This window comes from Comamonas suwonensis, assembly GCF_012844455.2.
Taxonomy (GTDB): Bacteria; Pseudomonadota; Gammaproteobacteria; order Burkholderiales; family Burkholderiaceae_C; genus Comamonas; species Comamonas suwonensis.
Window position 1 is genome coordinate 74,628 of the sequence record NZ_JABBCQ020000007.1, and the last position, 25,411, is coordinate 100,038.

Below are 25,411 nucleotides of genomic sequence, written 5' to 3' on the forward strand. Positions count from 1 at the left end.
AACCATGAGCCGTGCTGACGAATACCGCTACCAAATTGAGCGACAACGCAGACAAGAGCTTGCTCGGCAGCGTGTGCGTGAGACAACGCGCCCTTTTGTAGAGCGCTATCGGAGCGTATTGAATGATGTAGCCAGCCAAGGGCTTGGCGATGTTATTCCAGCGGAGTTTCGTGAATTGAGTTCTGAACTTCGGCGCATGGAGGCTTTGCTGGAGTCTGACCCGTTTGCTGCCAGAGACATAAGCCGTTCTCTGGGTGGACGATTTCACGGTTTGCCACGATTTGCGCGTGAGCAGCGCCGCTCCCTTCAAGATGCTGAGTTGGCTGCAGCCGAGGCATTTCGCAAAGCGCAGCAAGCTGAGGCCGAACGACAGTTGCTGATGAAGGCAGAACTTGAAACGGCGTGGCGCGAAGGCTTGATCGCTTGGAATACACCAGTCGCACTCAATGCCGCATTTGGCGAACTGCAACAACTACGCGAGCGATTACTGGGTGATGTTGCTAACAACATGACTCCTACGCAAATTTCAGCTGCCTTGCATGATGTGCAGCAGCGGTATGAAGCGGACGCTGAGCGACAGTTGCAGGAAGCGAAAAGTCGTGCACAACGCGAGGCTGTGATTGATGTACTGACGCTGCAAAGAGCGCAGTTGGAGCAGGAAGCGAATAGGGGTAGTGGCGAACGCGCTGCCAAGTTGCGTGAGGCGTTGGCGCATGCAACGGGGCTGGCTCCTGCAGAGCAGGTTGAAGCCTTGAGTCAACTGGCGAAAGAACAGGATGAAGCAGCGGTAAACGAAAGCCAGCGCCGTGAAGTCGTGCGGGCGGTTTATCAGTCGTTGCAACAAGCGGGCTTTGTTGTGGATGGGCCAGAGCATCTTGTATCGCAAGGCCAAGACGAAGTGCTGATTCGCGCGCGCCGACCTGCTGGTGCGCAGGCAGATTTTCGTGTGAATTTGAGCGGTCATCTCAACTATAAGTTTCATCAGTACAAAGGCAAAACTTGCGAGAAAGATGTCGCGCCCGTTATGGCAACGCTACAGGATGCTTACGGCATCAGTCTGAGTGATAAGCGTGTGATTTGGGTCAATCCCGATGATCAGGATCAGGATGCCCGTCCTTACCCTGATGCCACACAGGAGAGAAGTAAATGAGTTCAGCTTTGTTGCCGTGGCAGGAAGATTTTCGTCGCGAATGCGGCATACGGCGCGGTGTGATTTTGCACGGTAATACGGGTGATTTGACATCCGATCCTGAAGCGCCAGGGCAATGGACAGCGTTGCCTACTGCGTTGATGAATCTGCTGCGTCAGCGTGGGTATCAGCATGTAGTTTTCTGGAATCGCGTCAATGGTGTCAGCGGCGTTGATGCGAGGACTTGGGGGGAATTGCAAAGCTCAGTTGCACCACCTGCCGCAAGAGAAAGCACATTTGAGGGCAATGCCTATGACATGGGTGATTTGCCTCCTACACCTGTGGCGAGCCCCGCATCCAACGGCATCACGGCCAGCGCGGATGACATACTGACTGTTGCTGCGCAATGGCTGCGGCAACCGCGCGCCGAAAAGCCAGTCGCTTTTGTGCTGGACTGGACGCAATATTTGTTTGGCAGCGTCAATTCGCTGAGTGAGAACGAGCGCGGATGGCTGCTGCGGCTGGGACAGGCCACCCGTGATGCCGCCGTGGTTCGTAATGTTGAAAGCATTGGTCAACCGCAATCGCTGCTGGTGTTGCTGTGCGGGGGCTTGAATGTATTGCCACCATCCATCTACCTGAACAACCCCTTGTTCAGGGAAATAGCAATTCCCTTGCCGGTAAGGCAGATTCGCGAGTCTGCCGTACTGGGTTTGAAAGAGGTGTTTCGGCTGCAGCCCCCTTTGCAGCAAGGCGGACGAGAGTTAGCTGATTTCGTGGATGGTTTGGAAGGCCAGAGTATCCGCGACATTCACAATCTCGCACGACTTTCACGACAGGAGACTGAAGTCTCAAGCGCCTTGTCTCTGCTCAACCTATATCGCCACGGCCGTAGGCACAGTCCCTGGGAGCAACTGGATCACAAAAAACTTCAGACCATTGTCGAAACCTTGGGGCGGCGCGTCAAAGGTCAAGGGGAAGCCATTGAGTCGGTGCGGCGCATCCTCGTGCGCGCCTTCACGGGGCTTTCGGGACTTCAACACTCTTACAGGCAACGTACTCCCAAGGGCGTGCTGTTTTTTGTCGGCCCTACGGGTGTAGGCAAAACAGAACTGGCGAAGTCCATTGCCGAATTTCTCTTCGGCGACGAAGAAGCCTGCATTCGCTTCGATATGTCTGAGTTCAATCACGAGCATGCTGACCAGCGGTTGGTGGGGGCACCGCCAGGTTATGTGGGCTACGAAGCTGGTGGGCAACTGACCAATGCGGTCAAGCAAAAACCATTTTCCCTGCTGCTATTTGATGAAATCGAGAAGGCGCACCCGCGCATCCTTGATAAGTTTTTGCAAATTCTCGAAGATGGGCGCTTGACGGATGGCAAGGGTGAAACGGTGTTGTTTTCGGATACCGTCATCGTCTTTACATCGAATATTGGCGCAGCTGAAGTGAGTCATGAAAGCCAGGATGTTCGCAATGAATTCATCCAAAAGGTGCGGCAGCATTTCGTGCACGAATTAAAGCGTCCAGAATTGCTAGGGCGCATTGGCGAAGCCAACATCATCCCTTTTAACTTCATGCACGACGATAGCTTCTTGATTGATATCGCCCGCGCCAAGTTGGAGCCATTACGCAAAGGGCTGAAGGATAAATGGGGTGTCTCGGACTTGAGGCTGGTTAAGGAGGCAGAGATATTGGCCTTGCTGGTCAGGGATGTAGATCGCGGAACGGGTGGTCGCGGCGTTCCCAACGCACTGACCAATAAGCTGATTGACCCATTGGCCGATTTCCTATTTGAACAAATGGCCGCTCCTGATCAGATCAGGGGTAAGGCAATTGAAGTTCATATTGCTGGTGGCAAATTGTTGTTTGAGCTGGAGTGACGTTGTGCACTGGCTGAACATTGCATCTCGCCTACCTAGCACCGAGGCCGAAGGGCCTGGGCGCAGAGCTGCATTGTGGGTGCAAGGCTGCAATAAACGTTGCCGTGGCTGCTGCAATCCCGCATATCTGCAGCTGGTTGAGCGTGAGCTTGTTTCGTCTTCATCGGTTCTCGACTGGCTGGAAGATGCGCATCATGCGCATGATCTTGAAGGAGTGACCTTCCTTGGTGGCGAGCCTATGTTGCAAGCACAAGGCTTGGCTGTCGTGGCGCAAGGTGCACAGTCGCTGGGGCTGTCAGTGATGGTATTCAGCGGGTATACAAAAAACGAGCTTGATGCGATGCGGCTGCCTGGTGTTGATCAACTACTTCGCTACACGGACGTGTTAGTCGATGGCCCATATGAGGCGAATTTACCGGAGCACAGTCGCCGTTGGACGGGCTCCATAAATCAACAATTTCATTACCTGACCGCGCGTTACGATGCGCAGATTGAAAGTGACGGTGAAGTTGAGCGTGTGCTTGAGGTTCGACTGCGAACTGATGGCTTAGTGTTTGTAAACGGATGGCCAGAAAAAATCTTGCGCTGAACGGTTCTCCTCCATTAATTCCGACGTTCTAAACGTGTAAAAACTGTGATCTGATCTGGTAGTTGCTCTTGTTTCGACTGGGCCAGTTGCCAGATTAGTCGAGTGCTTTTACCTTCTCGTTCCATACCTCCTTTGCGTCGATCAGCGTTTGCATCATTGTCCTGCCACAGCACATGTGTTGCCCTGGTGCGTGCGCTGGCGGTTGTAGTAATCGATCCAACTATGGGGATACGCATAAAAAAATTTAGACTGGTTTTATGCGGCTTGGTCAAGTTTTTACCCGCATCCCCAGTGGATCAACTCGAGGTGGAAATCAACAGTTGTTGAATGTTTGTGTAAGGCGAGGTTCGTAATGGGGTGCCAAAAGCCCCTTCTGATCGGCCAAATCGGCCATCAGTTTCTCATTCTCCTCCTGCCAGTAGCAGCAGTCCGCCTCTAGGTGCAGGAATAGGTTAGCGAGCAGTGTTCCGCCTTTCAGAAACTCCACTACAGTCTCTATGTGTGCGCAGGTGCGCCTGAAGTAAGTGTTATATAGCTTGAGCAAGGGAACATCCCTCCGTAGAAAGTCGGTGACGCCGATATCCCGGCGTCGCATGACATCGCAATTCGAGAAGCTGTAGCGCGGCTGGTACCCTGGGTCGATAGCCTCACCAGGAATAACCACCAAGCCGTCGCCAGCGCGGGCGACGATATCTTTGATGCCGCCCGGATTACCCCAGGCATGAGCGCGGCTACTCATCCCCTGGAGCAGGGCCTGCGCGAGAAGCGGGTTACCGGGCAGCGACGCGAACAGGCATTCGCTATACCAGTGAAGCTTGGCGCTAACCCCATGGGGAAAGACTGCCTTGCTAGGATCGCGCAGGAACAACGTGTCGGCGTCGACCCAAATACCACCGTGCCGGTGTACGAAAGCCATGCGGATGAAGTCGCTCTTGGCGATGATGGCCTCAATACCATCGGCTAAGGTGAACGCCAGCGGCTCGAAGGTCCACATCTTGTCGACAACGTCTGCCCCCAAGTAGTCATCGACGGTGCTCGGTGTTAGTAGCAGCAGGCGATCCCCCAGCACCCTACGCATCGATATTAGGGCCAGCGAGACATAAGGCGGCATGAGTTGGCCGGGTGCATTCTCCCAGTACGTGACATAGGGCACGCTGATAGCCTTCACAACGCGGCCCTCCCAACGTCATCCAACATACCCAGCTTGGTCAGGTACAACCTGAGCATCATCAACGATGGAATACATTGAGCCTGGGCTAGAAATTCGTTACCCAGGGCTGCTTTGTAAAGATCAAGCCAAACCGGGGGCGAAACCTTGGGTAGAAATGTCGCGAGCTCATCTCGGTTGCCCTCGCCAAACACTAGGCGCAGGGTACGTAAGATAGGCCGATAACCTGGAGCGGACAGCAACTGGGCCAGTGTATCGTCCAACTGGTGAGCGATGACCACACTGTTCAAGCGTTCCTCGATAGTGGCATCGGCCAGCGCCACCCGGGGATCAATTGCGACCGGATACAGAGCTCTGAACGACTTGGCACCATTGCTCAAAGATTCCTGCAGCACCTTGTCAGCAGTTGACCCTGTAACCAGCACGTCATCGCCAAAGATTACATGCACACCGCTCCAGCGATAGAAATTCTCGCCGGGAATGACATGGTCCTGCACCAAATTCACTTGTTCGCGCTCCTTCAAACTCAGACTCGCATAGTTTTCACAGGGTGGCGCCAGCCTAGGCAACTTGACATTGATAATGGTGGGCAGAGCCAAGTGAGCCAGCTTGAGATTGATAGCTTCCACGACTATGTCATAAAGCACGTTGGCAGTAGATGGCACGTTACGCCACCCGGTGGTCATCATCACCACGCACTCGCCATTGGCTTTGGCATCCCGAAACAACACCGTCCATTTCGAGTACGGGTCATCAAGTTCATCCTGCAGGTAGTTGACAAGACAGCGAGCCAAGTAACGGATATCGTCCACCCCTCCGTACTTTGCTCTACTGTAGATCGCTGCCAGCTCGCCTGCATCGCGGCCAGTGCGCATGTCATGGAAACGGCCTTGCGGTCCAAGCGCCAGGCAGGCCAGCGCGGTACCTCCTAAGACTGTTACGTACTCATCCATGTCGATTAGGCCGCGCGCTAGTAGGTCGGCAGCGAATGCTCTCAAACCGGCTTGTACATCACTGCTGCAGGGGCGCGCTGCTGCTTGACGAAATAAAGCCAACTGAATATCGTCCGACGCCTGCAGCATCTCTGTCCAAGAACGCTCAGCAATGGAGGAAAGCAGAGTCATGGCTGTGCCGCCCCTTGCTTCAGTATGGTGGATGTATCTTCAGGCTGCAGAGTGTCTATGTCGACATCAACTCGTCTGCGGCTCTGGTAGTAACTGATGCGCTCAAGCCCCAATGGCCGGAGGACCCTCATCAGTTCAGCCACGCCCGCGCCCGCATCTTCGGGGGCATGAGTATCAGAACCGATAGTGAACGGCACTCTGTGGGCAATAAGCTGGGGCAACAGTTGTTTTGATGGGTACGACCAGAGCCCCTGGACTTCTTGTCGTGTAAACGGGGTCAAGCTCGACTTACGCAGCCCCGAAGTATTGAGCTCAAAGGCCATGCCGCTCTGTGCCAATAATGCTAGCAGAGGCTCGAAGCGGTGCAGGAAAACGTCCTCTGGCAAGCCGCGCAGCAGTGTGTCAGCATGCCCTACTGAGTCAAACAAGCCGCATGAAATCAGGCCTTCGAGATTAGCGAAGTAGCAGTCGAGGAAGGCCTCAGTCGATAGCCGTGGCAACTCCCAGACCTTGACCATGGGCTCGCCGGGCATCTCCACGTAATGGCACGAGCCGATGGCAAAATCCAGTGGATAGCGCGCCAACAGGTCACGGGTGAAGGCTTCGGCCCCAGGCATGTAGTCGAACTCCAAGCCTTGCAGGATCGTTATCCGCCCGTCGTAGGTCGTCCGCGCCTGCTGGATGTCGGCAAAATAGCGATCAAGCTCGCTCGCCAGCAGGCGGTTGTTCATATCCACGGGGAACGGCGCGTGGTCGGTGATGGTTAGGATGCTGACACCAGCCTCGATTGAGGCGCGCACCAATTCATCTACTGAGCCTGTGGCATGCTTGGAGTAAAAAGTATGACTGTGCGAATCTATCATGCGGCCTCCCATGCCTGAAATATTCCGTCGTGCTTGGCCAACTCCTTGATCAACCAATATGGGTTGTTCACCCGTGTAATGATCGAGTTCACTAAATTGGGCTTCTTCAATTGAGTCAGCAGATCAGTCAAAGGTTGGGTATAGAGTGCCCTGGCCAGTGGGTCATTTAGCAAGAGAGCCTTCAAGCGTGACCAGCCCAGCTGGTCAAGATGTATATTGCCCAAGCACTGGGTTTCGATACCATACAGGTATACGTCTCCATTGGGTTTAATGGTCACATCCATGCCATTGGCCTGAGGCGACGGATTCAGGCTGCCAAAGGTAAAGTGCTTGCTGACCTTTGCTTCGATGGCCGTAATGTAGCCGTGCATGTTGAGGTAGCCCTCAGGCGTTTCCACGGCGGGATGCACCAAGTTTTTGTAATCTATACCAAAACGTTCCTGCTCTATCACTAGCTCATCCTCCAAGGGGCCTAACTCGGTGATATTGGCTTTGATTCCCCAGCTCTGTAGCTCTTGAGTGAGGTACCGACGCGTAAAGTGTCTGTCTGTATCGATGGAGCGGAATGAGAAGCTTAGCCCTGAAGGCTGGTGGCGCTTCAGATAGTCAAGACTAAACCCGTGGGCACGCCATTTGACCTTTTCAATGTGATGGCTGTCTGCACTCAGACGAATATTGCATGTGTCTCCGTTGGATGTGACGATGCGATTGGTCTCATGATAAAACTCGACCATTTGGGAGTGCGGGAAGAACCCGCTTGTGATGAACTCGAATCGCTTGCCTCCGTTCGAGAGGTTAAGGATTTCGTGGAATACCTTCGCATTATTAAGTGGCTCGCCCTCACCACTGATGGAGATGCGCTTCACTGACGGCTCATTTATCAACGTAGCAAGGTTCTCTCGTGCCAATGTCGACAGTTCCATGCTCGTGCCCACCTTGTGCTTGTCGGCATACATGCAGAATCCACAGCCGATGCCGCAGATCTGGGTGATATCGATGTAGAGCAGATGACCTTGAAGTTCCATGTTTAATTTCCTAGTAGTCATGCGATGCATGGACGAAGCGGTTTCGAATAGGCAAGGGTGGGCAACTGGGATGAGCTAATGCCTTAATTTCAGTGCGCGACGCTGACCTGTAGTTGCTGAATTTGAACCAATAGCTGCTGGTGCCGGTGTGGTAGTCAACACAACTGGATCACCGTAGCCGGCTTAACTATTGCCGTGACTACCGGCCACTTATTGGACGCCGCGGAAGAGAATCAAAAACATTACTCACGCTGCTTCGATGTCCTGTGTGATCTCGAACCTTGCTGCAATCCGTAGTTCATGGATATAGGCAGTCTGGCCGACTATCTCGTGACGTAGCACTCGATCCTCCTTGACTACCATTTTTTCTGGGTAGTCGACGAACCGGTCGTTGCTAAGCACGAAGGTATGCGGATCATCGCCGGCCGCCGCAAGGACGGTTTCATCAGCCGTACGCTTTGACGCAACGATGTGGACTTGCTCCACCTGTGGAAACCGGGCCTCAATGTCCCTGGTATTCAGCTCCAGTTTGCGTCGGATGCTGGCATCGAAAATGAGCGTGACCTTGTACTTCCGCACGAGGACGGGGATTAGGGCTTCAAGCGCAGCGAGTCTAAGGAAGCGCTTTCCCTCGTAGCACAGGTTGTTGCCGTCAATGACGATGTGCCGGATGTCCCAGGTGGCGAATCGGATGAGACTGTCGACTCGGGCCTGAAGCTTTCTAATCCTGTCGTCGATGCTGCGCAATGCGCTCCTGCTCTGTCGCAGCACGTTCCCCGGTTTACTATCGCCCAGTTCGATATCACATTGCTCGTGGATCTTGGCTCTTTCATAACTGCTGCTTGCGTTGCTCAGCGACGAGTCGAACGCCTCGGCGAGAGAGATCCGTGACATGACCATGTCACGCTCGGCCTCCTGCTTGCGTATGTTTTCCAGCGGTTCCCGCATGATTTCGTCCAAATCATTGCTGCGTTGGCGCAGGCTCGCTAGCTGTGGTTCGATTCGGTCTAGGTTCGCCTTGAGTGCTGCGATGGCCGACTGCGCTAGTAGCGGATCAAACGCGCGTGCCATTGCGATTTCGCTTTGGATCTTGCGGCCAAGCTCCGCAGCCTTCGAGAACTCGATCTCTGCGCTTGTCAGCATCGACTTCTGCGCGGCCAAACCCTGCTGTGCTTCCATGAGCATTCGCTTTGCTACGGCACGTTCTGACGAAAACCAATATCGTGGATTGAAGCCCAGGGCAGCCTGAAGTTCCAGTTGCTGGACCGATGACGCTGGCCCGACCATACCTTGCTGCGCCTGATGGAGCTTGGCCTGGGCTCCCGACGCCATTCGTTCAGCGTGCCTTAGGTTGGAGTTTTCCCGATCAAGGTTAAAGCCTTGGAACCAAGCGATCTTCGTCTTCCAATCCAGTAGCTCGAGGTTGGATTTATTACGCTCTCGCTGTAGCGCTTCGAGGTTTTTGGTGAAAGGGTTCGAGATCAATCTGTCCTCCGCGCTGGGGTTGGGATATTCTTGGGTGGGTGATAGCTGATTCAGAGACTAGGCGCGGACTCTGCCGGGTTCGAGCGAATGGGATTACGGCCGATGCGCCATCGGCAGGTGAGTACGGCGCCTGCGGCCAAGGCCAAGGCATAGGACGCAGCGATTCGCAGCGGAGTCGAGACGATGATGATCATGGGATCCTCCTTTGAGCTCAGTTCAGAGTGGCTGGGTTTTGACTGGACCGGTTTAGCGGAGCAGCAGGGCGAGGGGGCTCCCACATTCACCGCAGAACTTTTTGCCGGCTTCCGCGGGAGCCCTGCAGGTCGGACAACTGCGATAAGCCGCCTTCTGCCTCATATAAGCGATCTGGATTACGCAGGGTACGGTGACTCGGTAGGCGGGGCTACCCAGGTCGAAGACGGTCCAAATCGCGGTGATGGCCCAACCGATGGGGCCGGTGAACACGCTGATACCACGCATCAACCCGGCGGTGGCGCCGAAAGCTAGGCCACGTCCGAGGATCGCCTTGGCCACTGCATTGGCCACTACAGCCGCGAGCTTGTAGGCACCAAAGCCGGAAGCATTGATAGCGGCCTGGAGTGCCGCCATTAAGGCAGGGCCGGCGCTCGGCTTGTAGGTACTACCAAACTCGGCGAACAAATTGCTCTTCTCCTGCTCGCTCATCTTGCCCAATGACTGCTCCAGTACCGCCTCAAGGATGGCAATCTCGATTTGGGCGCAATCGCTTTTGGGGTTGTGCCGTGCTTTCACGTGGCTGGCCACGTCGCAGAGGATTTCCAAGTAGGGCACGCCCGCGCCGCCCCGCATCAGATTGAACAGCGAGTTACCGCCAAAACGCTGTAGTTCCTCAGCAATCAAGGCGCGGGTCGCTTTGTCGATTCGCCCGGCGGATTTCGCGTCCATCAGCGTTTTGCAGGTGTCCGACGACAGGGAGATACGGCCCTCGCCTCTATCGGTAATGTGATCAACCAGCACGGCCAGGTCGTCAACATCGGCGGAGCTTAGTACCTTAGCGAGATTCGGGTCGGAAATGAGAGAGGTCATGATCAGGCTTATTCTTGGTCTTGGCTGCTGTTGTCAGGTGCCGGGTTGTACGGGGTCATTTCGTTGGCGAGGGCAGCGGCCAGAGCGGTCATGTCGACAAAAGATTTGCGGTTGCCACGCGATGCGGGCTGAGCCAGTGCAGCCATTACCAAGCTGCACCGCCGCCGCCACTCGTTGCGCGCATCAAGACGCTTGATTTCCTGCAGGTCGTAGTCCGCGCCAAATGGTGGTCGCTCAGGATGAACCTTGCACCGCTTCAACACGGCTTCCGCCAATGTGGGACTGCCGAGCGCGTCGGTCACCAAACCGTTTGCTGCAGCCTGGTGATCAGCGATAGCGCCGATTGCCTTGATCAGGACTCGCCAGTCCGTCGGCGTCATCAGAAGGAAGGCTAGCGGGACGCCAATTGCCTGAGCTAGCTTGTTAAGGGTTGTGAGGTCGGGGTTCCTCTGGCTGGACTCAGTCGTATCCAGTAGCGGCCTGAGCGTGGTGCGCGACATCCCCGTAAGGCGCATGACATCGGTCTGACGCAGCTTGTTGGGCTTGCCTGCACGGGCTGGCCCAGCGACTCGCAGTGCTGCGGTAACGCTCAGCGCGAGCTGCTGTTTTGGCGTGCGTCTTGGGGCGTCGGGCGGCAAGGTTATGTGCATGGGCAGCCTAAGTTATTTAGTGCGGTGAAAGTAGTTTAGTAACAATTTATATAAAAAAATATTGAAATGTATCGTTTGCGATCTTTATTTAAAAATAGGTAGATCGACTGCGATCTATTTATGCTCAAAAATTGAGATCGGAAGCACAGCCTTCGAAAGATTCAGGATGTCGTGGCAAAGGTACATGTGGTGTGAATGGGCGTGGTGCGATCCCAATCATTCATCCGCGAACAAATGCTCGAATACGCAAAGGCTCGGCATTTGTGTATTGCAATGGGGCTATCGCCGCATGCAGGAGGTCTGGGTGCAAGATGTTGGTTTCCATCTCGGGCGGGTCAGTTTTGCGTGGAAATCAACACCATGGCAGTTCCGCACAGTCCCAAAACAGCGGCATGTCGTCAAAGCCTCTTGCACAGTCGGCCAGCTGAGCGTGAACCACTGCTGCTGCTGCATCTCCACAGGAAATGGAGGGCGGCCTTTGCGCCCTTCAGGAGCGTAGGGCGTAATCAACGTGATCTCACATGCAATGTGTGCACATCAGTCTACGCGCGCCAATACATCAAAAAAAGCGTTTCTCCAAAGCGCGCAGCGTTGCGCAAACGCTTCAAAATATTTGGAGCATACGAAAAGATTGGGAACACTAAAAAGGCAATACAGGAGCCAAAAAATGCCCATTTGGACAGTTCAATCCGTCAATGAACAGCCCAATTTAACGCTCTGCCCCTGGCTCATTTTCGAGTTCCAGCATGATGGCAAAACGCTGCGCGCAGCGATTGGCTACTGCATTGAGATAGCTGAAGCTCGCACAACCTCGCCAATTGAAAAATTCAACATTGCGGCATTAGTCGCAGAGACCCAATCTGGCCGCATATACAAGCTCTCAGGCCCACCAGGAGCCAGCAGGGACGCGCTTTACGTCTGGCAAAACCTCGCGGTGCTGCGAGGCATCAAAGCGTACAAGGATGTCTCAAATGAAGTCTACTCAGAGTACCTGAAAGCCATCCAGTGATCCCAAAAAGGATTTTCATCCACGCAAACTCAAAGATTTTCATCAACGCAAACTCAAGGATTTTCATCAACGCAAACTCATGGATTTATGTCTGCGCAGTAGCGCAGATGCTAATCCCAAAAAAGGCTAAAAATGTGCACACGTGAATACGCGCATCTGACTCTTGCTGAAGCCAACCCAAAAATTGATGAATTACTAGAACTTGAAATCCTCCTTGCATGGATGCAGATAACCCTTGCGGAAGTGTTTTTTGGCGATGGCACGCCCAGGAAGTACCACAAAATTTTGGAAGGGAACTCGCACAGACAAGCCCTCACGGCCAAGCTGCAGTATCAACTGAGGGAAGCCAAAGAGCGGCTCATAACGCATCCAAATCTCTCTGTTGAAATCCTAGATCTGGCAGAAAAACACGTACAACAAACTCTGCGCGAAACGATGACGCAGAATGAAAAACTGCTCTTTGACATCGCTGTCGACGAAGCCAATTCGTACTATGAAGATCAGGCGATTGCGTTTGAGATCATTATGACGATTGCTAGGACCGGCAAGAGCCAAAAATTCCGCTGACAAACATCGTCGCACCTCCGTCGACTAACACTAATTCTGTTATGAGCGTTAGTCCCCGTCACACCCCCGCGAAGTTGGTCCGCGGATTTCGCAGACCCGTTTTTCGTCACTGCAAGCCCGTTCCCGAAGGTTTCGTCACCGAAGCCATTTCGTTTTCGCGGTTTCGCCAACTCAGATGGCCACCCACCTATAGGGTAGGGTGGCTTGCATGCGGCGCATGCAGGTTCGCTGTCGCAACAAGGTGGTTCGGCAACGCAGGGTTTCGTGTTCGTTGCGCTGCCTGCTGACGGTGTGTGGGGGGGGCGCAGCCCCCTGGGCCCTTTAGGGTAGGAGGTTGGCCATGGATGATGATGTGAGGTCTGCATGCAATGCCGTGGATCTTGATGCGCTGCCAGATCTACCAGCGTCCCTGCTCTCGATGGTGCAGGAGGGGAGACGAGGGGTGGCCAATCCAGCATGGAGAGGTGCATGGGCCAAGGATCTGCAGGCGTATGCAGCCCAGAAGGGGCTCACTGCGGTGATCACGCCAAAATTCAGCAGGCTGCGTGTGATGTTCTTCAAAAGCCCTGACTTGAGCGAGCATGCCAAGGCTTCAAGCGCTATGGAAAGCATAGCGTGTGCTTTGGAAGTTTGCAGCCATCAACTCCTCCAGTGAAGAGCCGAAATCCAGCACTTCAGGCACTACTATTTTGATAGCAACCTCTGAGGCTTGTTACTTCTTATAGAAATGCAAAATCGGCCAAATTTTGGCCGATTTTTTGTCGAAAACTCTTTGATTTCGAGATGAGAGGCGTTGGCGATAGGGGTTCGCAAATGAAATGGCCTGTGCGCGAAATGTGGTCCCTATATATGCCGGTGTGGTAGAGCAGGGGATGCGAGGGTGATGGTCCTGTCCATATGGAGGGGCTGAAATCCGGCACCTTTTATATATGCGTGCGTAAGGTCTTCGATGATGAAAAGTTCGGTAATGAAGTGGATGTTCTTCAATAAGTTACTATTTAATTGATAGCTTGATTTTTCCATGCATAATGAGATTGTCTATGTTTGCAAGTGTTCTTAAAATATTTACATGATAATAACAGAAACCACTTTATCTAAATGATAGGTTGTCATATGGTTAATGCATCGAAATTTTTTTGTTTCTAATAAACAAATAAAGATACATTAAAAGTATCAAGAAAAGGGGCAATATATTTACTATTCAAGCTAACCTCTTCAGGTCTATCAGCACCTTCTATGAAGGCATCGAGAGCGGTGATTTAGAAACTTTTGAAGCCGCAAGGTCAGCAATGCGAGACCTGGATTAAATATCGGGTGGCGCAATATGCGCATTGTTGATGAGAACAAAAATGTCGAAGTCTATGGCCAAGAGGGTTGATAAATATGTGACAAAACGAACTTGACAGCGATATGAGTCGGGTGAAAATAGCATGCCGCCCGGTTTGTTTGAGTTGTTTATGCACAGAACGTGTCTGTGAGTTAGGTCTGGTTGGTTTTGCGGGGAGGGCTGCTTAGGCGGCTGGGAATTTTCATCTGGGGGGATGGAGGTTCAAAATGGTCAAAAGTAGGAAGAAAAATCGTCCAGTTCTTGAAAAAATTGCTAAGTCAGCGGCTGGTGCAGACGCTGGTTTTATGCGAGCAGAGCTGTACACAGCAAGCAAAGCGATGGGGGTTTTGGGTGAAGCTGGCAGGCTTGGTGATGAGTTTGTGCAGCATCTAGCTCTGCAAAATTTAGAGGCAAAGCCTCCTGTGGTGCTGCAGGGTGCGGCTCCCAATATGCTCCGTGGGTGGCTTCGTGAGCACGCATTGCGAGCAAAATCAAACATAGTTTTTGTCTCGGAGACGATCGATAAAAATGACAAATTCAAAGCTGCGCATGAGCGCAGCCAGGCGACATCAATACCAACACTTATGGGTGTTGTAGCCGGCTACCCCGGGGCTCCTAATGACAATGATCAGCGCTATTTAAGCTGGAAAGAGCTTGTGCTGGTGTGGGCCAGGAGGCGTTGGGGATCTCACATACTTGCTGTTTATGAGCATGTTGATGAGGCCATGGGGCATCTGCATATCATCGTTGCAAAACCCGATGCAAGGTCTGTTCGGGACCTCCACCCTGGTGCGGCAAAACAAGATCAAAAACTTCACGATTTAATGAAGCTGCAACCACCAGGCTTGACGTATCGAGAGCGTGAAAACGCCTGTAAAAAAGGTGCTCGGATTGCGTATGAAGAAGGCTGCAGGGAGCTGCAGGATGAGTATTTTTCAGCAGTATCAGAGCCCATCGGGATGCAGCGCTGCGCAGACAAATCCTGGATGCGCTATGGATATAAAGAAGCACTTTTGCGCAAACGTCTAAACAGTGAAGTTTCGGATCTCACTGCTGACATTGATAAGCGTGAAAAAGAGGCTCTGGAGCGTGAAGATCGCAACAATGCGATCGAGAAAACGCTAGCTATGCAAGCAGATGCGCAGCAACATAAAAGCGCAATGCTGCTGGCATTAGAGTCCGGGATCAAAAAAGATATGTCTGGACTCGCACTTGAACTCGAAATACTCGAAAAAGACAAAGCAGACGCAATGCGTTTGAGAGATGAATTGCACAAAAATCTTGAGCTTCTTGGTAGTCAGTTGGATGCTGTTAAACGCATATTTTCCGGCCTGGAAGATACATATAAAAGCTCAATTTTCGGCCTGTCGGAGCTTGTCTCATCTGGTGTTGTGACTGGAAATCAAGCGAAAGAAGTTGGATCTATGCTTAAAAAACTGCATGACAAAAACAACGCGTTGGTCACGCCAATTAAAAAATCTGCGTAAGGAGAAGAAAATGACACTCAATACAAAAAGAACTTTGCTGCAGCAGATTAATGATCTCAATATTCTGGCCAAGAAAAAATCAGAAGTTGAGTTTGATGAATACCGTAAGGCAAAAGAAAGACTCGGAAACGTTAACGCTGGGGATGCTAAAACATGCAAAATGTTGCTTGAATTTATGCTAACTGCAGCTGGTAAAACACCCGGACAGGCATTCGACAAACTGCTCGACTCAGCTATAGAAAGCGTTTCAAAAACAAGCGACATCAAGCAATTGAAGTCAATAAATGCAGCGAAAACAGATGCTGAAACAGTTCGTCGCTACAATATGCAGCACGAGAAAAATAGGGAAAAATACAAAGAAAGCGCAGTAGATTCATCGAGAAAATTGATTGATAGTTATATGCGCCACATTGAAAAATATGGCAGAAATACACTATCTGAATCGCAGAAAATCTTGATTGAGTTAAGAGAAGTTCAGGAAAATAAAGATAAATTTGATCATAGAATTTCGTGGTCTTTGCAGCGTCTATCGAATAACGATGAAAAAATTGAGAAAGAAATTGAATTTTTGGATGCGACGATTAGATCTCAAGCAGGAAAAAGCATCGCAATTGATTTGCTGGATGAGATCATGACAGCAAAGCTATAAAAAATTGGCAGTTTGCGTGCAAGCTGTACATTGACGGAGGGATTACACTTTGCGGCTTCTATTGATGCGCTCAGTAGCATCCGCTGCAATGCTCTCAAAGAGTTTGTCAAGCTGCAGATAGACATCCCAGCGCTCAACGCCAAGCTTAACTGAAGATGCGTCGATAACGAGAAGCTCTAGCTCAGCTTCTCGTTTGCCCTTCCAGAGTTTGTCAGCAAGAGCAACAGACAGCTCTTCGAATGAAACTTCAGGGCCGTCCCATGCTGCGTGGGATACACAGCATTGCGCAACCTCGGGCTGAACACCTTGACTTAACAGGATTGCTCGACCTGAGGACTCATGAAGCGATCCTGGAGCGTCAAGCTCGGCAGGATAGTTGATCTTCCCGATATCATGAATCGCGACACCTAATCCAACTAGCTTGCTATCGAAAGGGATGCCAAGTCGTTTGTAACCTGCAATCAACAGATCAGCGGCATCGTCGACTAATTGCAAATGTAGCAGCAGACGCTTCGTAGCGCCCAATTGCTTCAAAAGTAGGTACGCATCGGCGCGATCGTTCAGCATCGAGGTCTCCTGGGTCGTCATCATTTCATCCAAAAAGGCCGCTTAAAACTGCCTGCTTTTTTGGCACATCATCGATTATTTGTTGAGTAATAGTTGCTGCAGCAGTAGAAACTAATTGAAGTGTTGGCGTTGGTGTTTGAAGTTGAGCTTTATCTTGTAGCTGCAAAAATTCAGGAGCTTGTGCTGCGCAAATTCGTTCGCGAATCCAGTCGTTTATGAATTGCGGTGGAATCTTGCTTATAGAGTCGATGATGTCGCCATCTTCAGGGGCAAGGGGCTCAAGATAAAGCGAAAATTTGGCCGGAGGATGGATGCTTTCTCTCGCGTCGCTCCAGTCGAAATGCGAAGGCATTTTACCGATTGAACTGGAAATCCAGCCGCGAATAATTGTTGCACGCCGAGACGCTGGAATATCAAACAGTTTTTTGATTGCAATGGACTCTTGGGGATGTCCATGACGAAGAGAAAAAGAAAAACGGATTTGATTCATAGATAGCCCCTGTTTTAGGTTGTATCTATATTTCAGCACGCTATTAGCGTGCTATGTTCTCAATAATTCTTGGATTCAATGATTTTTATCGTTGACGATATTAATCCAGGTCGGAATATGTCCGATGCATAGCAGAGAACTGATGCAAAGATGCCTGTTGTGCGAAATCCCAGATGCTTTGATGACTGAATAGCCCAATTTCTCTTGTATGGAGCATGAGTCGTCATTAACAACAATGGTTATTTGATGGTGCTTTTTGCTGTTCAGTACATACTCGATCTGAAATTTTGTGCTTGAGAGCGCTCTTTCCAGGTGTGGATATAGATCATCAAGATCGCATGATTCAGGGAATCTTCTGCTTTTAGAGTGCCAAATACCATCGTATATGCCGCCAGGGAATTCGATCTCATGGAGATGTTTATCTCTATATAAAAAACGCTTAATCGCTTTGGATTCGAGCCAGCCGAATCTTGATGCAGCATCAATAGCGAGTTTTGGATCGGTAGATGCGACGCGCGCTAATTTCAGCATTCTTCTAATTGAGAGATCTTTCATGAATGCCCTCATTGAAATTAAGGTGATGACGAATTAATTACAGCATTTCTTGACTCTAGTTTGTGGTTATTTTTAAGCTAACTTCACTTTTTTATTGGCTTTAGAAAATAGTGATACATTCGTTTATATCAAAAAATGATGGCGCAATGAATCATTCCGTATACACAGAGCAACAGCTCATTGAGATCATTTCCGATATTGATGTTAACGGTCCAGTCAATAGGCTTGCTCATTACAAAATAAACCATGGTTTTTATTTTTATTGGCGCAGAAAACTCCGCGAAAAAATATTGGAATACAGGAATCTGAAGGTCGATAGCAATATTCAGATTGATGAGTTGCTGGCCGAAAGTCAACGACTCAAAATCTTGCTTGCTGAGTCAATGTTGAAAAATCAGGTATTGAGATATGTTTGATATCACATATTCCACGAAGCTGTCATTTTTTTTGGTGAATTTTTTATTTGCTTTCTAGCAACAAAATCTTTTGAAAATAATCATTAAGGTGCAAACATTGAATCTCCACACAGGAGCAAGCATGAGCCTCAAAACCATTGTTTTTTTTGTTTCTCTTATTGCGAGCATTGGCGTCAATGCTGCACAGCATTACCGCACACCCAGCAAAATCCCAGCGGGTGCTGACATCAACAGTCCATTGACGTCTGGCGTCAAATGCACCGGCAAAAACGACACCCCCATTGGAGTTGTAAAGCGTAAGGAAGAGGGTGGAGTGATCTCGTTTGAGGTGCGATCAGACTCACCATCGTATGAGCCGAGCGGTCGATTTAAGGTTGGAAAGCCAACAGCTGCATCATCTGTTCAACGTGCAATCAACGAGTACGCAGGCCCGATCCCTGTGTTCATGTGCATCCCGTGGAGGGGCTTCGGTGACTGAAAAAACATACTTTGGGCTGCCAGTCGTTGTGTCAGATGGCACTCAATTCGTCAGGTTCAGCGACATCAAAGCACTGCCGTTTTTTGAGTTCTGGCAAGCCAGCGCCAGGGGCTCAACGATGCGAATTGATGGGCCAGACACATTGGTGTTTTTGACTGATTGGAAGCTGTTTTCGCAGCTCTTCATAGAAACCGGGCGACACCGATACCAGGCATGAAGAAGGACCCAGCAGGGTCCTTTTTTATGGAGCTTGCACAACGCTTTATGCAAAGCGTCAGAAAAATTCAATGGAATCAACAGTCGCCAAAAAATGGACAGAGATCTGCGGGAATAGCTCAGTTGGTAGAGCGATACCTTGCCAAGGTATAGGTCGACGGTTCGAGCCCGTTTTCCTGCTCCATGACTAATTAAAGGTAGCAAAAAGGTAGCAAGTTTTTTATGGTTGAAATAATCATTAAAAATCAACATTTTACGATGCGTTTCACCGGATTGCAAATCCGGTTAGACCAGTTCGACTCTGGTTCGCGCCTCCAAGATAAGCCAGAACTCTCACGAGTTCTGGCTTTTTCTATTTCAGCATTGAAATGCTCTTTGCAAGCGCCAGTATTTCGCTGCGTGCTCCTGATTACGTAGCAAATTAAACAAATTTGCTTAGTCTTGATGGACGATGGGCTGAATCCATTTTCTTTTTACGCTGTCTCCATATCTTGATTGCACATCAACAAGGGGACAAGAATGCGTTTAACAGGAAAAGTGGCAGTGGTCACAGGGGCTGGCCAAGGCATGGGGCGTGCGATTGCGCAGCGTTTTGCCGATGAAGGCGCTACCGTGGTGGCGGTTGATCTGAACGAAGAAGCGGCCAAGCAGACGTTGGAAGGCAAGAGCGGAAAGCACCTGGCACGCTCTGTCAACGTCGGTGACAGCGCTGCCATCGACACACTGTTTGCTGAAATCAAGCAAAACCTGGGCTCTGTGGATGTGCTGGTGAACAACGCAGGCGTGGGCTCTGTGGATCAGTTTGCCGATATCACCGATGCCACCTGGGAGCGCGTGATTGGCGTGAACCTGAATGGCGCTTTCTACTGCGCCCGTGCAGCAGTCAAGCAGATGCAAGAAGGCCAGGGCGGCGCCATCGTCAACATCTCCAGCACTTCTGCTGTAAGCGGAGACGGCCCAGCGCACTACTGCGCTTCCAAGGCTGCGCTGATGGGTCTGACCCGTGGCATGGCCAAGGAACTGGCCCCCAAGAAGATTCGCGTGAACACGCTGGTTCCCGGCCCCACCAATACACCCATGATGCAAGGCATTCCTCAGGAATGGGCTGACGCCATCATCGCCGGTGTGCCCATGGGCCGCATGGCTGAACCCGATGACATTGCCAAAGTGGCCGTGTTCCTGGCCAGCGATGACAGCGGTTTTGTGACCGGTCAGAACGTGGCTGTTAACGGCGGCAGCGCCTTCCTGTAAGGAGAATGAATATGAGCAAGCGCCTGGAAGGCAAGACTGCATTTGTGACCGGTGGTGGCTCTGGTATCGGTGCCGCAACGGCTGAGCGTTTCGCACAAGAAGGTGCGATGGTGGTGATTTGCGGTCGCCGCAAGGACCCTCTGGATGAAGTCGTGGCCAGGATCAAGGCTGCCGGCGGTAGCGTTGAAGCTATTGTGGCTGACGTGGGTAATGAAGCTCAGTTTGTTGGCGCGCTGGAGCAGACTGCCAAGAAGCATGGCAGCCTGGACATTCTGGTCAACAACGCCATGGCCTATACATGGGGCGGTATTGATGGCATGACCACGGCTGACTGGCATGCCAACTTCAGCACTTCTGTGGATGGCACATTCTGGGGTACACGTACAGCGCTGAAACTGATGGGCGGCAAGGGGGGGGCCATCGTCAACATCAGCTCTATCTGTGGCACGCTGGGAACGCCTTTCATGTCGGGTTACTCGGCAGCTAAGGCAGCCATCATCAACTTCTCTCGTGCAGCTGCTGCCGAAGGAGCACCTGCTGGCGTGCGCGTGAACGTGGTGATCCCTGCGGTGGTTGAAACGCCTGCAACGGCTGGCATGCTGGCTGATGAAGCCTCGCGCAAGACCACCGAAAAGCTCATCCCCATGGGCCGTGTCGGTCAGTCCAACGAGCTGGCTAACGCGATTCTGTTCTTGGCTAGCGATGAAGCCAGCTATGTGACTGGCGCTGCACTGCCTGTGGATGGCGGTCGTTCTGCCGTGCTGGTGACAGCGCTGTAAGAGAGAGTTGAAGATGAGTGAACCCGTGAATCAGTGGCCACAAACGCTGGAAGAGCGTATCGACCGTCTGGAGTCGCTGGATGCGATTCGTCAGCTGGCTGGCAAGTACTCTCTGTCGCTGGACATGCGTGACATGGATGCCCACGTCAACCTGTTTGCCCCCGATATCAAGGTCGGCAAGGAGAAGGTGGGGCGTGATCATTTCATGGCCTGGCAGGACAGCACGCTGCGTGACCAGTTCACGGGCACTTCCCATCATCTGGGGCAGCACATCATCGAGTTCGTGGACAAGGATCACGCCACCGGCGTGGTCTATTCCAAGAACGAGCATGAGTGCGGTGCCGAGTGGGTCATCATGCAGATGCTGTACTGGGATGACTACGAGCGCATTGACGGTCAGTGGTTCTTTCGCCGTCGTCTGCCCTGCTACTGGTATGCCACCGATCTGAACAAGCCGCCGATTGGCGACATGAAGATGCGCTGGCCCGGCCGCGAGCCCTATCACGGTGCTTTCCACGACCTGTTCCCGAGCTGGAAAGAGTTCTGGATGAACCGCCCCGGCAAGGATGAGCTGCCGCAAGTGGCCGCACCTGCGCCGCTGGAGCAGTTCCTCAAGACCATGCGCCGTGGAACGCCCGCGCCGCGCATGCGTGTGCGCTAAGGAGTCGGTATGAATCAAACACTTTTCACGCCCACCCGGTTCGGCAAGATTGCACTGCAAAACCGCGTGGTCATGGCGCCCATGACGCGCAATCGCGCAGAGGTAGATGGCACGCCCACGGACATCATGGCCGAGCACTATGGTCAGCGCGGTGATGCCGGTCTGATCGTGGCTGAAGGTGCATGGCCTGAAGTGACGGGCCAGGCCTATTGCCGCCAGCCCGGCATTGAAACCGCCGAGCATGTGCGCGGCTGGCGCAAGGTGACGGATGCGGTGCATGCGCGCGGTGGTTCCATCGTGCTGCAGATCATGCATTCGGGTCGTATTGGCAGCAGCCAGATCAAGCCTGCGGGGGTGCGATCGGTATCACCGTCGGCCATTCAGGCGCAGGGCAAGATCTGGACCGATGCCGCTGGCATGCAGGACTTTGATGTACCCCATGCTTTGAGCGCTGATGAAGTACGTAAAGCTATTGCCGAGCACGCCGCAGCCGCCAAGCGCGCTGTGGATGCGGGTTTTGACGGCGTAGAGCTGCACGGTACCAGTGGCTATCTGAGTCTGCAGTTTCTGCACTCCAGCACCAACCAGCGTACCGACGAATACGGTGGCAACGCTGCCAGACGTGCGCGGTTTGCTGTGGAGTGTCTGGCGGCCATGGGTGATGCGATTGGTATTGACCGCGTGGGGCTACGCCTCAATCCTGGCAACACCTTCAATGACACCTCGGATGAAAACTCTGAGGCCACCCATGCAGAACTGATGCGCCAGGCCGCCAAGCTGAACCTTGCCTACCTGCATGTGATGCGTGCACTGTTTGAGCCTTCGATTGATGCCTTCAAGTTGGCCCGTGAGAACTTTGGTACCAACCTGATTTTGAACGATGGCTTTAATGCAGAAAGCGCTGAAGCGGCGCTGCAGGCTGGCGAGGGTCAAGCGGTGTCGTTTGCACGACATTTCATTGCCAACCCGGATCTGGTGCAGCGCATGCGCCTGGGCTTGCCTTTGAGCAAGTTTGATCGAAACACCCTCTACACCGCTGGTGCCAAGGGCTACAACGACTATGCGCAGGCTGACGAGATTCAGATCGCCTGATTAAGAGATTGCTGATCGGCCTTCGGGTTGATCCCTAAGTAGTTCATCGTGTTGGCCGCATTTCCTTTGGGAAGTGCGGCCTTTTTTTTGTTTTCTCCATTGTTGTCTGCTTGTCGAGCTGGACTACCTCAAATGGCTGAAAGGGTTTCGTCCTATTGGCTTGTATCGCTTTCTGTTTATTGGATGAGTGCTATGAAATTTGTTGCAACAGACGGCAATTCGTTAGTCTCAATGGACGATGTTTGTACCCTCTGTCAGAACCAGAATCCATCACATCACTAAACAAGATTTGGGTTGGAGGCCCCGGCATCATGATGGAAATACGTGGACTAGCGTACGTTGTCGCTGAGAGCTCTGATTTGGATCGCTGGGTCAGCTATGCACGGGACGTGCTTGGCATGATGCCCAGCACCACCGCTGATGGCGATCTGCTGATCAAGATGGATGAACGTCAGTTCCGTTTCCAGGTTCAGCCTGGCAGCCAGGACAAGTACTTCGCATCCGGCTGGGAAGTGGCCAACAAGGAAGCCTTCGAGCAGGCGCTCAAGGCGCTGGAAGCCGCTGATGTTCGTTACGAAATTGGCAATGCCGCACTGTGCACCAAGCGTCGCGTGCAGCAGCTGGTGATCGTGCAGGACCCTTCGGGCAATCGCCATGAAATCGTCTGGGGCTTCAAGTCCGATTTCACCCATTTCGCATCGCCCCAAGGTGTGTCGCGCTTCATCACCGGTGACTATGGCCTGGGCCACACGGTGCTGCCTGCCCCCGACTTTGACAAGACCGCAGCTTTTGTGCGCGACGTGCTGGGCTTTGGTCTCTCGGATATCTACAACTTCAAGCCCGCAGGCGACGAAGGTCCGACCATCCGCATTCACTTCTTCCATTGCGCCAATGGACGTCACCACAGCCTGGCGCTGGCTGAGTTCCCTTCGCCCTCGGGCTGCGTGCATGTGATGGTCGAAGTGGACAACATGCCCGAAGTGGGCCGTGCCATGGATCGCATGCAAAAGGGCGAAGTCAAACTGTCGGCCACGCTGGGTCAGCACACCAACGACAAGATGATCTCGTTCTACATGAAAACGCCTTCCAACTTCGATCTGGAGTTCGGCTATGGCGGAGCCATCATCGACTGGGATCACCACATCACGCATGAATTCACGACCGTCAGCCTCTGGGGACACGACTTCAGCGTAGGTCGTCCTGAAAACAACTAATAGGAGGCTTGAGACATGGCCAATAAATTAATGACAGCGAAAGACGTTGTGGCATCCATCAAGGATGGCATGACGATTGGTATTGGTGGCTGGGGTCCTCGCCGCAAGCCCATGGCTCTGGTGCGAGAGCTGCTGCGCAGCGACGTCAAAGATCTGACCGTGGTGGCTTATGGCGGTGCTGATGTGGGCATGTTGTGCGCCGCTGGCAAGGTCAAGAAACTGATCTTCGCCTTTGTGTCGCTGGACTTTATTCCACTGGAGCCTTACTTCCGCAAGGCTCGCCAGAACGGTGCCATTGAAGTGATGGAAATCGACGAAGGTCACATGGTGCTGGGCCTGAAAGCTGCTGGCATGCGTATCCCCTACATCCCCACTCGCGTGGGTCTAGGCACCGATGTGATCAAGCACAACAGCAACATCAAGCTGGTGGACTCTCCTTATGACAACAAGGAGTGGGTTGCGATGCCTGCTATCAATCTGGATGTGGCTCTGCTGCATGTGGACCGCGCTGACTCGCGTGGTGTTTGCCAGATTGCAGGCCCCGATATTTATATGGACGACCTGTTTGCCCGTGCCGCGACTAATACGTTCGTGAGCTGCGACGAATTGGTGGAATCCAGCACTTTCGAATCGGCGGATGCTGCGCGACTGGTGTTCTGGGAGCGTTCTGAGACGACCGGCGTGGTTCATCTCCCTGGTGGTGCTCACCCCACATCCTGCGCGCCTCTGTATGGCTTTGATGTCAAGCACTTCAAGGAATACGTAGCCAGCAGCAAGGAAGAGGGCGGCTGGAGCGAATACCAGCAGAAGTACGTGCAGTGCACGGAGCAGGAATATCTGGAAAAAGTGGGTGGTATGGATGCAATCAAGCGCCTGCCCCTGCCTGTGTTCTAAGGAGGCAAAGATGAGTGAAATTGCATTGGTAGATCGCGTCATCTGCGCCGCGGCACGCGCCTGGGAAAAAGACGGTGAAGTTCTGGCCACCGGCATTGGCCTGGTGCCACGTTTGGCGGCTTCGCTGTGCATGAAGTCCATCAACACGGATCTGATCATGACGGACTCCGAAGCCTGGGTGGTCAGCGAACCTGCGCCCGTCGGGCCGCGTGGTGACTACAAGATCAAGCGTGAGTCCTGGATGGGCTTCTCTCGCATCTTCGACAACGTCTGGGGTGGCAAACGCCACGCCATGGTGGGTCCTGTTCAGGTGGACCGTTTTGGTCAGGGCAACATCTCCATGGTGGGCAGCGACTACGCACGTCCCAAGTCCATGATGCTGGGCGTGCGCGGTTTTCCGGGTAACTCCATCAACCACGCCAACTCCTTCTTTGTGCCTAACCACAGCCCCAAGGTGTTTGTGTCGGGCGAGGTGGATGTGGTCGGCTCTGTGGGTTACAACCCCGCGCGTCTGGCCAAGGGCTGGACGTTGGAAGAAACCACGGACATTCGTTTCATCTTTACCAACCTGTGCGTGCTGGACTTCGGCGGCCCTGACTATCAGGCGCGTCTGGTCTCTCTGCACCCCGGTGTGACGGTTGGGCAGGTGCAGGAAGCCACAGGTTTCCCTGTGCATATCCCAGCCAACGTGGGTGTGACGGCGGATCCCACACCCGAGCAGCTGGCTTTGCTGGCCCAGCTCGATCCGCACAACCTGCGCGCTACGGCCATGGGAGCCTGA

General features: G+C 52.6%; 28 protein-coding genes, 1 tRNA gene and 2 pseudogenes. 18 read left to right on the plus strand and 13 right to left on the minus strand.

Annotated features, from left to right (window positions below; genetic code table 11):
• The first annotated feature begins 4 nt into the window (after positions 1–4).
• Genes HF327_RS09605 through HF327_RS09615 form a run of 3 tightly spaced genes read left to right on the plus strand, consistent with a single transcriptional unit; the run spans position 5 to position 3,598 of the window.
• Positions 5–1,150, plus strand: a complete 1,146-nt coding sequence (locus tag HF327_RS09605; RefSeq protein WP_169108006.1) for a hypothetical protein — start codon at positions 5–7, stop codon at positions 1,148–1,150.
• Entirely contained in the window at positions 1,147–3,009 is a 1,863-nt protein-coding gene (locus HF327_RS09610; protein ID WP_169108007.1) for an AAA family ATPase, read from the plus strand. The genes HF327_RS09605 and HF327_RS09610 overlap by 4 nt, the downstream gene beginning before the upstream one ends.
• A 4-nt stretch (positions 3,010–3,013) precedes the next feature.
• Positions 3,014–3,598, plus strand: coding sequence for a 4Fe-4S single cluster domain-containing protein (locus tag HF327_RS09615; RefSeq protein WP_169108008.1), 585 nt, complete (start codon positions 3,014–3,016; stop codon positions 3,596–3,598).
• A 94-nt stretch (positions 3,599–3,692) separates the two neighbouring features.
• Here HF327_RS09615 and HF327_RS22025 read toward each other — a convergent pair.
• From HF327_RS22025 to HF327_RS22035, 10 genes and pseudogenes are all read right to left on the minus strand, one after another.
• Positions 3,693–3,817, minus strand: a pseudogene (locus HF327_RS22025) (IS481 family transposase); the annotation flags it as partial.
• Between the two features lie 94 nt (positions 3,818–3,911).
• Positions 3,912–4,766 carry a glycosyltransferase gene (locus HF327_RS09620; protein WP_198460453.1) on the minus strand — a complete coding sequence of 285 codons (855 nt, stop codon included), beginning with the start codon at positions 4,764–4,766 and terminating at the stop codon, positions 3,912–3,914.
• Positions 4,763–5,890, minus strand: a complete 1,128-nt coding sequence (locus tag HF327_RS09625) for a hypothetical protein (RefSeq protein ID WP_169108009.1) — start codon at positions 5,888–5,890, stop codon at positions 4,763–4,765. Before HF327_RS09625 ends, HF327_RS09620 begins: the two co-directional genes overlap by 4 nt.
• On the minus strand, positions 5,887–6,753 hold the full coding sequence (locus tag HF327_RS09630) for a histidinol-phosphatase (protein ID WP_169108010.1): 867 nt from the start codon (positions 6,751–6,753) through the stop codon (positions 5,887–5,889). The genes HF327_RS09625 and HF327_RS09630 overlap by 4 nt, the downstream gene beginning before the upstream one ends.
• Positions 6,750–7,778: a radical SAM protein gene (locus HF327_RS09635; RefSeq protein ID WP_169108011.1), complete on the minus strand. Its 1,029-nt coding sequence runs from the start codon at positions 7,776–7,778 to the stop codon at positions 6,750–6,752. The genes HF327_RS09630 and HF327_RS09635 overlap by 4 nt, the downstream gene beginning before the upstream one ends.
• Before the next feature lie 246 nt (positions 7,779–8,024).
• Positions 8,025–9,263, minus strand: a complete 1,239-nt coding sequence (locus tag HF327_RS09640; protein ID WP_169108012.1) for an NYN domain-containing protein — start codon at positions 9,261–9,263, stop codon at positions 8,025–8,027.
• Positions 9,264–9,313: 50 nt separating this feature from the next.
• Complete coding sequence (locus HF327_RS09645) at positions 9,314–9,457, minus strand: hypothetical protein (protein WP_198460454.1); 144 nt, start codon at positions 9,455–9,457, stop codon at positions 9,314–9,316.
• A 52-nt stretch (positions 9,458–9,509) separates the two neighbouring features.
• A complete protein-coding gene (locus HF327_RS09650; RefSeq protein WP_169108013.1) occupies positions 9,510–10,328 on the minus strand; it encodes a ubiquinol-cytochrome C chaperone family protein in 819 nt (272 codons plus the stop codon).
• Between the two features lie 8 nt (positions 10,329–10,336).
• Entirely contained in the window at positions 10,337–10,978 is a 642-nt protein-coding gene (locus tag HF327_RS09655) for a helix-turn-helix domain-containing protein (RefSeq protein ID WP_169108014.1), read from the minus strand.
• Between the two features lie 364 nt (positions 10,979–11,342).
• Positions 11,343–11,494, minus strand: a pseudogene (locus HF327_RS22035) (IS5 family transposase); the annotation flags it as partial.
• Positions 11,495–11,645: 151 nt separating this feature from the next.
• On the opposite strand from HF327_RS22035, the gene HF327_RS09660 reads away from it, so the two are divergent.
• The 5 genes from HF327_RS09660 (at position 11,646) to HF327_RS09680 (ending at position 16,017) form a co-directional block, all read left to right on the plus strand.
• On the plus strand, positions 11,646–11,987 hold the full coding sequence (locus HF327_RS09660) for a hypothetical protein (protein WP_169108015.1): 342 nt from the start codon (positions 11,646–11,648) through the stop codon (positions 11,985–11,987).
• A 132-nt stretch (positions 11,988–12,119) separates the two neighbouring features.
• On the plus strand, positions 12,120–12,554 hold the full coding sequence (locus tag HF327_RS09665; protein WP_169108016.1) for a hypothetical protein: 435 nt from the start codon (positions 12,120–12,122) through the stop codon (positions 12,552–12,554).
• A gap of 340 nt (positions 12,555–12,894) precedes the next feature.
• Positions 12,895–13,209 carry a hypothetical protein gene (locus HF327_RS09670; RefSeq protein ID WP_169108017.1) on the plus strand — a complete coding sequence of 105 codons (315 nt, stop codon included), beginning with the start codon at positions 12,895–12,897 and terminating at the stop codon, positions 13,207–13,209.
• An 899-nt stretch (positions 13,210–14,108) separates the two neighbouring features.
• Positions 14,109–15,368 carry a hypothetical protein gene (locus tag HF327_RS09675; RefSeq protein ID WP_169108018.1) on the plus strand — a complete coding sequence of 420 codons (1,260 nt, stop codon included), beginning with the start codon at positions 14,109–14,111 and terminating at the stop codon, positions 15,366–15,368.
• Between the two features lie 10 nt (positions 15,369–15,378).
• Positions 15,379–16,017 (plus strand): hypothetical protein, encoded by a 639-nt coding sequence (locus HF327_RS09680; RefSeq protein WP_169108019.1) that lies wholly within the window; start codon positions 15,379–15,381, stop codon positions 16,015–16,017.
• Between the two features lie 42 nt (positions 16,018–16,059).
• Here HF327_RS09680 and HF327_RS09685 read toward each other — a convergent pair whose 3' ends face one another.
• From HF327_RS09685 to HF327_RS09695, 3 genes are all read right to left on the minus strand, one after another.
• A complete protein-coding gene (locus HF327_RS09685; RefSeq protein WP_169108020.1) occupies positions 16,060–16,584 on the minus strand; it encodes a phosphohydrolase in 525 nt (174 codons plus the stop codon).
• A gap of 25 nt (positions 16,585–16,609) precedes the next feature.
• Positions 16,610–17,074, minus strand: coding sequence for a hypothetical protein (locus tag HF327_RS09690; protein ID WP_169108021.1), 465 nt, complete (start codon positions 17,072–17,074; stop codon positions 16,610–16,612).
• A gap of 75 nt (positions 17,075–17,149) precedes the next feature.
• On the minus strand, positions 17,150–17,629 hold the full coding sequence (locus tag HF327_RS09695; protein ID WP_169108022.1) for a hypothetical protein: 480 nt from the start codon (positions 17,627–17,629) through the stop codon (positions 17,150–17,152).
• A gap of 146 nt (positions 17,630–17,775) precedes the next feature.
• Here HF327_RS09695 and HF327_RS09700 point away from each other — a divergent pair, with 146 nt between their 5' ends.
• From HF327_RS09700 to HF327_RS09745, 10 genes are all read left to right on the plus strand, one after another.
• Positions 17,776–18,045, plus strand: coding sequence for a hypothetical protein (locus HF327_RS09700; protein WP_169108023.1), 270 nt, complete (start codon positions 17,776–17,778; stop codon positions 18,043–18,045).
• Positions 18,046–18,166: 121 nt separating this feature from the next.
• The gene (locus HF327_RS09705; RefSeq protein WP_169108024.1) at positions 18,167–18,523 is read left to right on the plus strand and encodes a hypothetical protein; all 357 of its coding nucleotides are present in this window, start codon (positions 18,167–18,169) and stop codon (positions 18,521–18,523) included.
• Positions 18,524–18,847: 324 nt separating this feature from the next.
• A tRNA-Gly gene (locus HF327_RS09710) sits at positions 18,848–18,923 on the plus strand.
• Positions 18,924–19,258: 335 nt separating this feature from the next.
• On the plus strand, positions 19,259–19,990 hold the full coding sequence (locus HF327_RS09715; RefSeq protein WP_169108025.1) for an SDR family NAD(P)-dependent oxidoreductase: 732 nt from the start codon (positions 19,259–19,261) through the stop codon (positions 19,988–19,990).
• An 11-nt stretch (positions 19,991–20,001) separates the two neighbouring features.
• Positions 20,002–20,769 carry an SDR family NAD(P)-dependent oxidoreductase gene (locus tag HF327_RS09720; RefSeq protein WP_169108026.1) on the plus strand — a complete coding sequence of 256 codons (768 nt, stop codon included), beginning with the start codon at positions 20,002–20,004 and terminating at the stop codon, positions 20,767–20,769.
• Positions 20,770–20,782: 13 nt separating this feature from the next.
• On the plus strand, positions 20,783–21,430 hold the full coding sequence (locus HF327_RS09725) for a nuclear transport factor 2 family protein (RefSeq protein ID WP_169108027.1): 648 nt from the start codon (positions 20,783–20,785) through the stop codon (positions 21,428–21,430).
• Positions 21,431–21,439: 9 nt separating this feature from the next.
• The gene (locus tag HF327_RS09730) at positions 21,440–22,522 is read left to right on the plus strand and encodes an alkene reductase (protein WP_169108028.1); all 1,083 of its coding nucleotides are present in this window, start codon (positions 21,440–21,442) and stop codon (positions 22,520–22,522) included.
• A 311-nt stretch (positions 22,523–22,833) separates the two neighbouring features.
• Complete coding sequence (locus HF327_RS09735; protein WP_169108029.1) at positions 22,834–23,736, plus strand: VOC family protein; 903 nt, start codon at positions 22,834–22,836, stop codon at positions 23,734–23,736.
• A 15-nt stretch (positions 23,737–23,751) separates the two neighbouring features.
• Positions 23,752–24,630: a CoA transferase subunit A gene (locus HF327_RS09740; RefSeq protein WP_169108030.1), complete on the plus strand. Its 879-nt coding sequence runs from the start codon at positions 23,752–23,754 to the stop codon at positions 24,628–24,630.
• Between the two features lie 10 nt (positions 24,631–24,640).
• Positions 24,641–25,411: a CoA-transferase subunit beta gene (locus HF327_RS09745; protein WP_169108031.1), complete on the plus strand. Its 771-nt coding sequence runs from the start codon at positions 24,641–24,643 to the stop codon at positions 25,409–25,411.